Here is a 13,656-nt window from a genome sequence, read left to right on the forward strand (position 1 = left end):
CTCTCAGGACGAATAGGCTTCGAGTTCGGACAGCTGACCGGCGGGCCAGCCGGTGTTGCCGGTGAAAGTCAGCCGCAGGGTGCGCACCGACGCCGCCGGGAAGGTCACGGTCGTCGTGTTGCCGGACGCGGGCTCGAACGGGTAAGTCGTCGCGGCCTTGACGCCGTCGACCGCGATCGTCTGGGTTCGCGCGCCCCAGGACGGCGGCAGCTTCAGCACCAGCCGGGAGACGGTCACCGTGCTGCCGAAGTCGACGGTGAACGACTGCGGGAACGCGTTGTTCGTGCTCTCCCAGTAGGAGTTCGTGTTGCCGTCGACGGCGTTGCCCGGGGGGAAACCACCCTGCGATCCGGACGCGCTGACGTTCTTGTGCAGCGCCAGGTTCCCGCCCGGCTGGGTCGGCGTGGTGGTGGGCGGAGTCGTCGTGCCGCCGTTGTCCGAGCCGTACACCGGCGCCGGCCACGGGCCGCAGTACGTCGTCGACCAGCCGGAGTTGCCGCCCTGGTCGGCCAGGCCGGTCATCGCGTCGGGCCCCATGCAGTTGTAGACCCCCGCGCGGCCGATCCCGGTCGCGACGACGTTCTTCACCGACCCCGACGGCTTCGCCTGCAGCTGCCAGGCGAACGTCCCGGCGCCGGTGATCCGGACACCGTCGAAGTGCACGTCCGTGGTGGCGCCGTCGATGAACTGGATCGCCTCGTAGTTGTTGTCCAGCAGGTCGTTGTCCGTGACGTCGATCCGGCCGGTGATGGCCGAGTCGCGCCCGTCGAACCACAGCGCGCCGACACCGAACTGCCAGTTCGAGTCGAGCACACCGGTGCGGATCGCGGTGTTGCGCGCGACCGTCGTGGTGCCCGACAGCGGCATCGCGCTGAACCGGTTGGCGATGTGCAGGCCGCCACCCTGGTCCTGGTTGTCGGCCACGACGTTGTCGGACACCGTGTTGTCGTGCCCGCCGTAGACCGCGATGTTGTTGGCGAGGATCGGCAGCAGCACGGTGTTGAACGAGAACGTGTTGTGGTGGTCGGCGTCGTGCTCGGACCACATGGCCAGGCCGTCGTCGCCGGTGTTGCGCAGGAAGTTGTTCGTCACGGTCACGTTGCTGACGCCCTGGTGCAGGTTCAGCCCGTCCGCGGTCTGGTCGAGGATCCGGTTGCCGGACACGGTGAGTCCGTCGAACGGCCCGTCGAGCCACAGCCCGACCTTCGTGTGCTGCAGCCACAGGTTCTGCACGACCGAGCCGCCGCCCAGCGCGCCGCCGATGGCGTTCGACTGGTCGCAGTCGACCCGCGCGTCGACCTGGCCGATGATCGCGAAGTCGTAGAGCTTCACCGCGCTGCTGACCCCGGGCACGGCGGGGTTCCCGGGGTACGTCGGCGTTCCGCAGCTCGCCGGTTCGCCCTTGCCGAAGATCCCGGCCCGCGGGCCGGTGAGCACCGAGTACCAGGGCCCGGCGCCGCGGATCGTCACCTGGTCGACGGTGACGTGGTGGCCGAGGGTGAAGGTGCCGGCCGGGATCCAGACTTCCTTGCCCTGGCTGCGCGCGGCCGCGACCGCGGAGTCGAACGCGCCCGCGTCGTCACTCGTGTCCCCCGCGGTGGCGCCGAAGTCGGTGACGGACACGGAGTTCGCGGGACGTGCGGCGGCCGGGCCGACCTGCTCGAAGTCGGCGAGATCGACGGTGACCGGGGTGACGTCGCCCGCGTCGACCTGCAGCCTGATCTTCGTCCCGGCCGGGTAGGACGTGCCGAGCAGCGCGCGGGTCTCGTCGTAGAAGTGGTGCGCGTGCCCGTCACCCGGGTTGTTGGTGAACGGGTACGAGCCGTAGTACCAGGCCCACTTCGACGTCAGGGCGATGTCCCGGTGGTGGGCGCCGCCGACGTACAGCGAAAGCGTGCCGTCGACGGAATCCGGGACGCTGTACCGGAAGTCGATCGAGTTCGCCGGTGCGGTCAGGGTGAATTCGACGTACTGGCCCTGGCCGGAGAGCGTCACCGCCTTCCGGCCGGAGGCTTCGCCGGCGAGGGTGCCCGCGGCGCGGTTCGGGCCGATGACCGAGCCGTTCGTCGCGGCGTTTTCCGCTTCCTGTTCCAGGAAGGGAACGGTGGCGCCGCGGCCCGCGGCGAGCGCACCGGCCGGAACCGCGGCGATGGTGACGCCGGCGGCGGCGATCACCGCGGCCGCAAGGGCGCCGAACCGGAACTTGGGCGCGCTGAAGACAGAGCTGGGAGACATGGGCGGCACTGGCCTTTCCGCAGCTGGTGGGGACCTCTGTGATCGGGATCATACGAATCCCGGACAAGAAATCGCAATAGTCGGACGAACTTACGCAAGTTTGCGACAGGAATTGACGACTGGGCCGCATGACCGACGTCCGCTTACGCCCCGCGGAGCAACGCCGTCGCCGGTGGCCCGCGCTGATAGTTTTCAGTCATGAGCCAGCGACGTGCGGACGGGAGCGCCGGGGACGCCGACTACGGCGCGATCGGCGGTGTCTACACCGACTACCGCAAGCCGGATCCCCGGATCGGCCGGTACATCCTCGACGCGCTGGGGGATGCGCGGACCGTGCTGAACGTCGGCGCGGGCGCCGGCGCGTACGAACCCGAAGACCGCGAAGTGACCGCTGTCGAGCCGTCGGCGTCCATGCGCGCGCAACGCCCGGCGGGCCTGCCGCCGGCGGTCGACGCCGTCGCCGAGAAGCTGCCGTTCCCGGACCGGGCGTTCGAGGGCGCGATGAGCACGTTCAGCGTGCACCAGTGGAACGACCTGTGGGCCGGCCTCAAGGAGATGCGCCGCGTCACCCGCGGCCCGATCGCCATCCTGACCTGCGACCCGGATCTGCTGCGCCGCTTCTGGCTGCTCGACTACGCGCCCGAGGTGATCGAGACCGAGGCCCGGCGCTACCCCTCGGTCGACGACATCGCCGACGGCCTCGGCGGCCACACGTCGATCATCGGCGTGCCGATCCCGATCGACTGCACGGACGGCTTCAACGAGGCGTACTACGCCCGCCCGGAACGCTTGCTGGACCCGGGCGCGCGGCTGTCCTGCTCGGCGTGGAGCTTCGTCGACGACCGCGTGCACCACCGCTTCGCCGCCGAACTCCAGCACGACCTCGACGACGGCACGTGGGAACGCCGCTACGGCAAGCTTCGGGAGCAGCCGTCGTTCGAGGGCTCGCTGGTACTGGTGGTCTCGGACCCGACGGCGTGACTCCGCCGCCCTTCGACGCGGCCATCGGCCGGGCGGCGGTCGCCGCCCGGCCGACCTGGCTGCGGCGCCTACTCGGCCAGTAGCTCCTGCAGCTCCCGCACCGCGACCGCGAGTTCGTCGGCGAAGCGGTACATCTCCGCCGAGACGTGCTTCGGCGTGCTCAGGTAGATGTTCCACCGATCCGGCAGCAGCACGTACGCGATGCCGATGCACTGCGGGCTGGTCGAGCCGAAGCCGAAGTACTGGATGTTGACCGACGGCGCCGAGCTGGTGCTCAGGTAGTCGTCGCGCGATTTCAGCCAGCCCGGCGAGGAATACAGCGGCAGGTCCGTCGCTTCCCCACGGCGTTTCGCGATCAGCTGCAGCTCCCACAGGTGCTGCTCCGGCGCGTCCCCGGCCTGGCACTCCTTCGCCCGTGCCACGTGTTTCGCCGCCGCGGCCCGGAACGCTTCGCGCTTCTCTTCCGCGGAAGCGTCGGAGGTCATGACGTCGGCGAAGCGCACGACCTCGGGCGTGACCACCCGCATGGCCTCGGTCCGGCCGTTCTGGAACTGCCGCGTCGCGATCGATTCGTACGTCGCGCCGGTCAGGCCCTTCGCGCGGCGGTGCGCGAGCTGGTACGACATCTGCGCGAAGGCGTCCGGGGACATCCCCAGCTCCTTCGCGCGGTTCGCCCCGAAGTCGAACGACACCGTCTGCGTCGCCGTCGCGTCCGCGTACGCCCGGAAAGCCTCTCGGGCGGCGCGCGCGTCTTCGCGCAGGGCGTCGGTCAACGCGAATTCGACGACTTCGTAGCCGGGCACACCCGAAGCAGGCTCGCGCTCCTCGCGTGAACCGCTCAGCAACGCGTCGGTGAAGCCGAGGATCGTCGTGCCATCGAGTTCGCAGTGCTCGACGTTGATCCCCGCGGTGCCGTCTTCGAACACGATCAGCGACACCGCCTTGTCGTACCAGCGGTTGTCGGCGTACAGCAGCTGGTCACCCGCTTCCAGGGCGTCCGACGGCGTGAAGTCGTCCAGGCACAGGCAGAACAACGCGGTCTCGATGGTTTCCAGCGCGGCGGCGTTGCCCGCTTCGAGAAGCGCGGCTCGCGAAGCGGCCCACTCCGCGCGCGCCTTCGTGGTGAAGGCGCCGGCCGGGACGTCGGTGACGTGGCCGTCCTTGAGGATCGCGCGCAGCCCGTCGGCCAGCTGCGCCGCCGAGTACGGGCGCCCGTCCTCGGCGAGGACGTCCATCCGGAACGGCGTGCCCTTCGAGAACACGACGATGTGCCGCTCGGGCGAGGGGTACCGCGTGCGCGCGGTGTCGAGCAGCTCGCCCGGGATCCGGGTCGCCGAGAACAGGTACTTGTGCTGCACCATCGACTGCGGCGTGCCGCGCAGGAGCACCGGCGGCACGAGTTCGTCGTCGAGCTTCAGCTTGTAGTCCACGGCGGACGCGGTCAGCTCGGCCGCGCGCTCCACCTGGCCGAGCGGGGAGTCCTGGAACAGGAAGAAGAAGTTGGCGTTGAGCGCGATCCGGTCGCGGCGGCCGAGGTAGCGGTACGGCCAGAACGTGTCGAGCCAGCTGCGCACGCCGGGCGAGCGGTCGTACTCCTCGAGCCGGGCCTGCAGCTCCGGACCGGGACCCGCGAGGAACTCCGCGACGGCCGCCTCGGTCTCCGCCAGCTCGTCGGGCGTCAGCAGCGGGGCACACCACTCGAGGAAACGGCGGCAACTGTCCTCCAGCGTGGGGACGGGGACGCGGGGGAGCCGGTCCTCGTTGCCGAAGGTGCGGGTGGACCATTCCGGACTGCTCACGGTCGTCCTTCTGAGTCGGGGGGTCTCAAGCTTCTGCAGGACGGGAAACATACAGCTGCGCGTAGAGCCACCCGTCGGACTCCAGTCCGGTGGGGTCGACCCCGGCCGCGCTCAGCGTGTCGAGGATCTGCGCCTGCTCCTCGGCGGAGGCGAACTGCCGCTGCCGGAAGACGCCTTCGACGCTCGCCGTCTCGTACCCCAGCTCGGCGAGGCTCTCGGCGATCGGCTCGTAGGAGAACATCCGCAGCACGAAGTGCGCCATCCACGGCCGGGCGCCGCGCGCGACCCGGTTGAGGGTCTTCTCGGTGACGTACCCGACGCAGCCGGTCGAGATCACGAGGTCGACGTCGTCCAGGAGCTTCTGCTGGGTGCTGTCCGGGTCGTCGCGCTCGAGGTCGGCGTGGATCGCTTCGTCGAGGAACCCGGCGGAAAGCGCGTACTCGAGCGCCGGGGCCGAGCTGTCCAGGCCGTAGAACTTCGGGCCGCCGGGGCGGACGCGCTTCCGGTCCGCCTCGACCAGCGCCGCGTGGTCCAGCGCGCGCACGGCCGGATCCGTGTAGTGGGCGTACAACTCGTCCATCGTCGTTCCGCAGCGCTGCAGGGCCGCGTTGACGCCGTACGAGCAGCCGACGTCGAGCACGGTCGGCCGCTCGGCGGGGTGCTCGGCGATCAGCTGAGCGAAGTACGGCTTCGCCAGCTGCGGGATGTGGTAGCCGACGCGCTGCAGCGTGCCGAAGAACGGCCGCGGGTCGGGCGCGGTGTAGATGTGGTCGAACGAGATCTTGCCGGTCGAGTCGAAAGGCACGGGCCAGGCTCCTGATCTAGTCGAGCAGTTCGTCGCCGCGGACAGCGCGTCCGGCCAGGTGCGCGGGCAGGACGCGGCCGAACAGCTGTCGCGTCCGCTCCGCGCTGCCGATCACGCCCGGACGCTCGCTGTAGGCGAAGATCGCGGAGTGGCGCGCGATCGCGCCCTCCACGGTACTCACCCGGTGCAGCGCGAAGCGTCCTTTGAACAGCTGGAGATCACCCGGGCGCAGGTCCAGGCGCCGGACCAGCCGGGTGTCGCCGGCCAGCACCGAGCGCACGGCGGGGAAGTTCTCGTCGGCGGCGGACCGGATGTTCGGGCAGTACTCGAAGGTGCCGCCGTCGGCCGCGGCCTGCGTCAGCATGCTGACGGTGTGGGTGTTCGTGTCGAAGTGCCACGGGTGCGCGCGGCCGGGCGCGATCACGTTGAGCGTCAGCCCGGACAGCGGGTCGGCGAGTTCGTGCAGTTCCGGCAGGCCGAAGCAGTCCGCGACGAACCGCCGGAACACCGGGCTGGTGTAGAGCCGGCTGATGATCGCCGACCCCGGGATGCGGTCGCGCGCGACGAAGGCGTTGCCGCGTTCCATGATCGTCCGGCCGGGGTGGTCGTCGGGCAGCGGCTCGTCGATTGCGGTGTTGTAGGCGTTGACCTGTTCGATCTTCGTGTAGGCGTGCGGTTCGAGCGTGGCGCACTCGGCGCGCAGCACGCCGCGCAGTTCGGGGCGGACGAAGTCGGCGAGCACGCTGCAGCCGGCGTCGGCCAGCTCCGCGCGGGTGCGGCCGACGATCTCCCGCCAGGCAGGGCTGTCCGGTTCGGTGAGCGGGTAGCGGTCGGTGTCGACCATTTCCAGTGGCGCTACGGAGGTGCTCATCGTCGAGGTCCCTTCCGGCGGGTGAAGGAACAGAGTTAGCACAGAAGCCCGCTGGTCAACCGTCGGTTTGTGAGCGGTGACACAGGGTCGTCAGTTGCCGATCCCGGTGGCCCACGAACTGACCGTGACGGTGTCCGTGGTGCCCAGGTCGGTGTCGAGCGGCTGTTTCTGCTCGGGTTCGCCCGGGGTGGGGACCACGGAAATCGCGGCGCCGCTGCGCTTGTCGCCACTCGTGACGGTGGCCGACCAGGCGAGCACGGCCACGACCTTCTCGCCCGGTTTGACGGTCAGGTCCTGTGGCCCCAGGTCGCGCGCGAAGTAGGACGTGCCGTGTTCGACCTTGACGTCGAGCGACGAGCCGTCGCCCGCGAGGACCTTCAGGTCCGGGTAGCCGGTGACCTTGCGCGGGACGGTGTCCAGGTTGGTCAGCGTCAGGACGCTCGCGCGGTGCCCCAGCCCGGCTTCGACCTGACCGACCGAAAGCGACAGACCGGTCGACGGCGGCGGCCCGTACGTCGGGCTCGGTGTCGTCGTGGGTGTCGGCACCGGCGCCGGCGGCGGAGTGCTGCAACCAGCGAGAAGCGCTACGACAAGAAACGGAGCAAAGCGAGAAACCCCCATGCGGGTGAAGGGTAGCGGGCGCCGGTCACGCGGCGCCCGCCCCACCTCACGGGGTCAGCAGCGGCAGGAGCGGCTTGCGCACCTGCGTCGCGACGCCGTCCGAAGCCGCCGCCGCGGCGAGCCGCTCGGCCGAGGGCCGTCCGTAGCCCGTCGTGCGCTGGACCAGCGGGCGGCCCAGCGGTTCGACCATCGCGCGCATGTCGCTGATCGTCTTGTACGACCCGTGCGACGCACCGGCCATCCGGCTGATCGTCTCCTCCATCAGCGTCCCGCCGATGTCGTTGACGCCGCCCTGCAGCACCGCGCGGCTGCCCTCGGTGCCCAGCTTCACCCAGGAGCTCTGGATGTTGTCGATCATGCCGTGCAGCAGCAGCCGGGCCAGCGCGTGCACCGCGCGGTTCTCGTTCTGCGTCGCGCCCGGGCGGGCGAGGCCGGCGAGGTAGATCGGCGAGCTCTGGTGGATGAACGGCAGCAGCACGAACTCGCTGAACCCGCGCCGCCCGTGCTTCTCCAGGCCTTCGCGCTGCAACCGGGCCAGCAGCTTCAGGTGCGCGACCCAGTGCGCCGGCGTGTCGACGTGGCCATACATCATCGTGGACGTCGTCGGCAGCCCGACCTCGTGCGCGGTGGTGACGACCTTGATCCACTCCGACGTCGGCAGCTTGCCCTTGGTGAGCACCCAGCGGACGTCGTCGTCGAGGATCTCCGCCGCCGTCCCCGGCAGCGAGTCCACGCCGGACTCCTTGGCCTTGATCAGCCAGTCCTTCAGCGAGAGATTGGTCCGCGAAGCGCCGTTCACGACCTCCATCGGGCTGTAGGAGTGCAGGTGGATCTCCGGCTGACGGCGCTTGACCTCGGCCGCGAGGTCGAAGTACGCGGTGCCCGGCAGGTCGGGGTGGATGCCGCCCTGCATGCAGATCTCGGTCGCGCCCGCGGCCCACGCCTCGTCGACGCGGTCGCCGACCTGCTCCAGCGACAGCGTGTACGCGTCGGCGTCGGTGCGACGCTGCGCGAAGGCGCAGAAGCGGCAACCCGTGTAGCAGACGTTGGTGAAGTTGATGTTCCGCGTGACGACGAAGGTGACGTCGTCGCCGACCGTCTCGCGCCGCAGGTCGTCGGCGATCCGGGTGAACGCGTCCAGCTCCTTGCCGTCGGCGTGCAGCAGGGCGAGCGCGGCGTCGTCGGAGAGCCCGGCCGGATCCTTTTCCGCGCTGCGCAACGCTTCCAGGATGTCCGTGTCGAACCTCTGCGGCCCGGTCTTGATCCGGTCGCCGATCTCCTTCCAGTCCCCGTACACCGAGTCGAAGTCGCTGCGGCGGTCCTCGGTGCGGCCGCTCGTGTCGATCTCGGTGTGCAGGTCGGTGCGGCCGGACTCCTGCCAGCCGCCGTCCGGCTCCTGCCACGGGATGCCGACCGGCATCGCGCCCTCGCGGGCCATCCCGGTGTCGTAGTCGACGAGCGCGGCGACGTGCCGCGTGATCCGCGGGTCCAGCCACGGCTCGCCGGCCTTGACGTACTCCGGGTAGATGGTGAGCCGTTCCTTGAGCTCGAAGCCGGCCTTCTCGGTGCGGCGGGCGAGCTCGTCGATCTGCGGCCACGCGCGTTCCGGGTTGACGTGGTCCGGGGTCAGCGGCGAGACGCCGCCCCAGTCGTCGATGCCCGCGCGGATCATCAGGTCGTACTGGTTGCCGATCAGGTTCGGCGGCGCCTGGATGCGCATCTTCGGGCCGAGCACCAGGCGCGCCACGGCGATGTTCGCGGCGAGTTCCTCGAGGTCGGCGTCCGGCGTCGCGCGCATCTTCGTGTCCGGCTTGGCCCGGAAGTTCTGCACGATGACTTCCTGGATGCCGCCGTAGGTCTTGGCGACCTTGCGGATCTCGAACAGCGCGTCCGCGCGCTCCTCGAACGTCTCGCCGATGCCGATCAGCACACCGGTGGTGAAGGGGACCGAGCTGCGCCCGGCGTCTTCGAGCACCCGCAGCCGCACCGCCGGATCCTTGTCCGGGGAGCCGTAGTGCGGCCCGCCCTTCTCGCTCCACAGCCGGGTCGCGGTCGTCTCCAGCATCATGCCCATCGACGGCGCGACCGGCTTGAGCCGCTGGAAGTCCTGCCAGGTCAGCACGCCCGGGTTGAGGTGCGGCAGCAGGCCGGTCTCTTCCAGGACGCGGATCGCCATCGCGCGGACGTAGGAGAGCGTGTCGTCGTAGCCGTGCGCGTCCAGCCAGTCGCGGGCGGCCTTCCAGCGGTCCTCAGGCCGGTCGCCGAGCGTGAAGAGGGCTTCCTTGCAGCCCATTTCGGCACCCTTGCGGGCGATGTCGAGGACCTCGTCGGGGGACAGGAACGGCGATTCGAGCCGGCCGGGCACGGTGACGAAGGTGCAGTAGCCGCAGCGGTCGCGGCACAGCCGGGTCAGCGGGATGAACACCTTGCGGCTGTAGGTGATGATGCCCGCGCGGCCGGCCTCGGCCAGGCCCGCGTCGCGGATGCGCGAGGCGTACTCGGACAGCTTGGTGAGGTCGTCACCGCGCGCGTGCAGCAGGACGCTCGCTTCGGCTACGTCGAGTGTCTTCCCGTCACGCGCCCGGGCGAGCGCGCGGCGCATCGCGGAGGCGGTCGGGGTGGTGGCGTCGGGTTCGGGTCCCATTCCACCCACGCTAGGACCGTCCTCGCGGGACCAGCCAGTGTGTGTTCCACACCTCTCTCGCCTGCGTGATGCGGGTGATCGTCGCCGCAGGTCAGCGGGTTCGCGTGGTTGTCGATCAGCGCGCCGGCGTGTATTACCTAAAGGGTGGCATCGGTGGTCGGCAAGAAGATCGGCGGACGGACGTACTACTACCTGGCGGAGTCCGCTCGCGTGGACGGCAAACCGCGGGTGGTGACCCAGCGTTACCTCGGCACGGCCGACGAGATCGCCCGCGCCGTCCCGGGCGGCGAACCCGCCTCGGCGTCGTACCGGACGTACGGCGACGTTGCCGCGGTGTGGGCGACGCTGTCCCGGCTCGACTTCGTCGCCCGCGTCGACGACGTCGTGCGCGCGAAGCCGCCGCTGGGGCTGACGCTCGCCGTCGCGGTGCTGCACCGAGCGACCGCTCCGGAGACGCCGATCGGTGCGTGGTGGGCCTCGGCCGCGGACGTCGTCCGGCCCCGGTTGTCCACAGTGGATGGCCTGTGGCGGGCGCTGGAACGCCTCACGCCGGAGCGCATCGCGGGCATCGAGGAGACGGTCGCTTCCGCCGTCTTGGAGGCGGTGGACGACCACGCCGCGCTCGCCGTCGACGTCCCGCAGTTCGCCGCCTTCGCCCCGGCGGACTGCACGCTGCCTTCGGCCTGCCGGGGCGTGCTGGCCGGAGCCGGCCTGCGGGTCACCCGCGACGGCGCGATCCCGCTGGCGTCGCGGCTCTACCGGCGTGACGACGGCACGGCGCCGACGTTCGCTTCGCTGACTTCGGAGCTGGGCCCGGCGACGCTCGTCTTCCACGCGGGCCAGGCGGCCCAGCTCGACCTCGGCTCGCGCAGCGGCTTCGTCGGATCACTGCCGCTGACCGACCACCCGGAGCTGCTGACCCAGCCCGCGTCCGCCCGCAAGCGCGTCGACCCCGAGCGGTTCGCCGGCCTCACGGCCCTCGACACGCACGCGGTCGTCGACGGCGTCCGGCGGCGGGTGATCCTGACCCACTCGGCGACCCTGCACGCGGCGCAGTCCCGCGCGTTCGCCGACGAGCTGGCCACCGCGACCCGCGAGCTCGACGGCCTCGCGGAGGCCCTCGCGGCGGGCACCCACCGTGGCGACCGCGCCCAGGTCCACGCCGAGATCGGCCGGGTGACCCGCGGCCGGCGCATCGAGCGCGTGCTCACCGCGGTCCTGAGCGGGAACCGGCCCGGCGAGATCCGGGTGGAACGCCGGATCGACGCTGCCGCGCTGGCCCGGCTGGACGAGGAGTTCTTCGGCAAGCAGGTGCTGGTCACCGACCGGGACTGGCCGGTCGCCGAGGTGGTGACCGCCTACCGTGCCCGCACCCACCTCGAATCGACGTTCCGCTGGCTGACCGGGCCCGCCGTCACCGGCCCGACCCCGCGCTGGGAGTGGACGCGGCAGCGGATCGCGGCCCACGGCCTGGTCTCGGTGCTCGCGGCGACGGTGACCCACCTGATGCGGCGCGAGGCGGACCGGGCGGGCATGAACCTGTCGGTCCGGGAGCTGCTGGACCAGCTCGCGGGCATCGGCGAGCTGGTCCTGACGTACCCGTCCACCGGCGGGCGGCCGCGGACGAAGCGCCTGCTGACCGGGCTGGACCCGGCGCAGCAGGCGTTGTTCTCCCTGTTTCAGGACTCCCGGTAGATCTGCAGCGCGGAGAAGCTCTGCACCACCGGCATCAGCTCGATGACGTTGATGTTCACGTGCGCCGGTTGGGACGCGGCCCAGTAGACGGACTCGGCGACGTCCTCCGCCGTCAGCGGCGTCGTGCCTTCGTAGACCTTGTCGGCCTTGGCCTGGTCGCCGTCGAAGCGGACCTTCGAGAAGTCCGTGCCGCCGACCATGCCGGGCTCGATGTTGGTGACGCGCACGCCGGTGCCGTGCAGGTCGCTGCGCAGGTTGAGGCTGAACTGGTGGACGAACGCCTTGGTCGCGCCGTAGACGTTGCCACCGGGGTAGGGGTAGGTGCCGGCGATCGAGCCGATGTTGAGCACGTGGCCGCGGCCGCGCTCGACCATGCCCGGCAGCAGCGCGCGGGTGACGTGCGCGAGGCCGCGGACGTTGGTCGCGATCATCTCGTCCCAGTCCTGGAGGTCGGCCTTGTGCGCGGGCTCGAGGCCCTTCGCCAGGCCGGCGTTGTTGACCAGGACGTCCACCTCTCGCCAGTTCTGCGGGAGGCTTTCGACGGTCGTCTTGACCTTGCCCGGGTCGCTGACGTCGAGGGTGATCGGCAGGACGGCGTCGCCGAGCTCGCCGGCCAGCTTCTCGAGCTTGTCCGCGCTGCGGGCGACGGCGATCACGCGGGCGCCCTCGGCGACGAACCGGCGGGCGATGGCGTCACCGAAGCCGGCACTCGCGCCGGTCACGAACACGGTCTGCTGGGTCATGGGGTGGCTCCGCTACTGGTCAGGAACGTGCTGAGGGCGTCGTCGAACTCGGTCTCGCGCTCCAGGTTAGGCAGGTGGCCCGCGCCCTCGATCACCACCAGGGCCGAAGTACTGATTGCCCGGTGGATGAGCTCGGCGTCGCCGACCGGGGTGAACTCGTCCTCGCTGCCGACGACGACCAGGGTCGGGACGGCGATCTTCGCCAGCCCCGGTGTGTAGTCGGGACGCTCGGCGCGTCCCCTGAGCGCGGCGGCCGCTCCTTCCTTGGGGGCGTTGCGCATCATCGTGCGGACGTGCTCTTCGACGTCCGGCCTGGTCGCGCGGGTGTGCTTCGAGATCATCTTGGGGAGGAGCTCCTCGGCGTAGCGCTCCATGCCTTCTTCGGTGATGCGGTCGGCGGTGTCGTAGCGGGCTTGCTTCGCCTGCGGGGTGTCGAGGCCGGCGAAGGTGTCGGCGAGGACGAGGGCCTCGACACGGTCGGGGTGGTCTTCGACCAGCTGCATGACGATCTGGCCGCCCATGGAGAGGCCGCCGAGGACGAACCGGTCCAGGTGCAGGTGGTCGGCCAGGGCGATGAGGTCTGCCGCGAAGACGTCGAGGCCGGTCTTCGTCTGCACTTGGGTCTGCTTTTGGGGCTGTGACTGCCCGTACCCGCGGAGGTCGGGGGTGATGACCCGGTAGCCGTTCTTGGTGAGGTGCTCGGCCTGGGGCCGCCACATCGAGCGGTCGAAGGGGTGGCCGTGGACGAGCAGGACGGGCCGACCGCTCCCGAGGTCGTCGTACGCGAGGTTCATGCGACCGACGCTAAGCGGAGCTTTGCTTCGGAGCAATACGGTGCAATGTAGTCGGAGCAATATTCTTTCGGTGGCGCTCGGCGCCGGTTCGGGGCAGACTGGGCCGCAGGCGGGCTTCGTCATGGGGTCTGACCTGCGCTGATCTTGTTAACCGACCCCCCTGTTTCGGGCCGTTTTCGGGCGTGTAATGTTCTCTTCGTCGCCAGGGAAACCCGGCCGACACGGAGACACGAACCAAGCTCTCGCGGATCGCGATTGAGTGGGTGTCCCACCAAAAACTGCTAGGAATAACCCGCTTCGGGTGACGCTGGGCCTTGGGTCTAGAGTTGTTCGGGGTGTGTTGCTTGAGAACTCAACAGTGTGCTAGTGAACTAAGCCAGTAGAGCTTATGTATTGAACCTCGTATGAGGTTCCTTTGAGAGCATTAAATTGCCTCGATTAAACTGTTCATTGTTGGAGAGTTTGATC

At 70.0% G+C, this 13,656-nt stretch carries 10 protein-coding genes; 2 read left to right on the forward strand and 8 right to left on the reverse strand.

Annotated elements, in window-relative coordinates; all coding sequences use genetic code 11:
• Nucleotides 1-3 precede the first annotated feature (3 nt).
• Entirely contained in the window at nt 4-2,235 is a 2,232-nt protein-coding gene (locus tag CCN39_RS07820) for a discoidin domain-containing protein (protein ID WP_086839829.1), read from the reverse strand.
• A 198-nt stretch (nt 2,236-2,433) separates the two neighbouring features.
• Between CCN39_RS07820 and CCN39_RS07825 the strand changes: the two genes are divergently transcribed.
• Entirely contained in the window at nt 2,434-3,216 is a 783-nt protein-coding gene (locus CCN39_RS07825; RefSeq protein WP_086839831.1) for a class I SAM-dependent methyltransferase, read from the forward strand.
• A gap of 68 nt (nt 3,217-3,284) precedes the next feature.
• Here the strand turns inward: CCN39_RS07825 and CCN39_RS07830 are convergent, their stop codons facing one another.
• The 5 genes from CCN39_RS07830 to CCN39_RS07850 form a co-directional block, all read right to left on the reverse strand.
• Nucleotides 3,285-5,066, reverse strand: a complete 1,782-nt coding sequence (locus tag CCN39_RS07830; RefSeq protein ID WP_244210660.1) for a choline/carnitine O-acyltransferase — start codon at nt 5,064-5,066, stop codon at nt 3,285-3,287.
• The gene (locus tag CCN39_RS07835; RefSeq protein WP_086839835.1) at nt 5,041-5,820 is read right to left on the reverse strand and encodes a class I SAM-dependent methyltransferase; all 780 of its coding nucleotides are present in this window, start codon (nt 5,818-5,820) and stop codon (nt 5,041-5,043) included. The genes CCN39_RS07830 and CCN39_RS07835 overlap by 26 nt, the downstream gene beginning before the upstream one ends.
• Nucleotides 5,821-5,836: 16 nt before the next feature.
• A complete protein-coding gene (locus tag CCN39_RS07840; RefSeq protein WP_086839837.1) occupies nt 5,837-6,691 on the reverse strand; it encodes a HalD/BesD family halogenase in 855 nt (284 codons plus the stop codon).
• Between the two features lie 90 nt (nt 6,692-6,781).
• Nucleotides 6,782-7,237, reverse strand: a complete 456-nt coding sequence (locus CCN39_RS07845; protein ID WP_244210661.1) for a DUF4232 domain-containing protein — start codon at nt 7,235-7,237, stop codon at nt 6,782-6,784.
• A gap of 121 nt (nt 7,238-7,358) precedes the next feature.
• Nucleotides 7,359-9,956: a bifunctional FO biosynthesis protein CofGH gene (locus CCN39_RS07850; RefSeq protein WP_167455006.1), complete on the reverse strand. Its 2,598-nt coding sequence runs from the start codon at nt 9,954-9,956 to the stop codon at nt 7,359-7,361.
• A gap of 153 nt (nt 9,957-10,109) precedes the next feature.
• Between CCN39_RS07850 and CCN39_RS07855 the strand changes: the two genes are divergently transcribed.
• Nucleotides 10,110-11,651 (forward strand): IS1634 family transposase, encoded by a 1,542-nt coding sequence (locus tag CCN39_RS07855; RefSeq protein ID WP_086839843.1) that lies wholly within the window; start codon nt 10,110-10,112, stop codon nt 11,649-11,651.
• On the opposite strand, the gene CCN39_RS07860 is transcribed toward CCN39_RS07855, so the two are convergent.
• On the reverse strand, nt 11,636-12,394 hold the full coding sequence (locus tag CCN39_RS07860) for an SDR family oxidoreductase (protein WP_086839845.1): 759 nt from the start codon (nt 12,392-12,394) through the stop codon (nt 11,636-11,638). The genes CCN39_RS07855 and CCN39_RS07860 overlap by 16 nt on opposite strands.
• Complete coding sequence (locus CCN39_RS07865; protein WP_086839847.1) at nt 12,391-13,188, reverse strand: alpha/beta fold hydrolase; 798 nt, start codon at nt 13,186-13,188, stop codon at nt 12,391-12,393. Before CCN39_RS07865 ends, CCN39_RS07860 begins: the two co-directional genes overlap by 4 nt.
• Between the last annotated feature and the right edge of the window lie 468 nt (nt 13,189-13,656).

Source organism: Amycolatopsis kentuckyensis, assembly GCF_002155975.1.
In the GTDB taxonomy this organism is placed as follows: Bacteria; Actinomycetota; Actinomycetes; order Mycobacteriales; family Pseudonocardiaceae; genus Amycolatopsis; species Amycolatopsis kentuckyensis.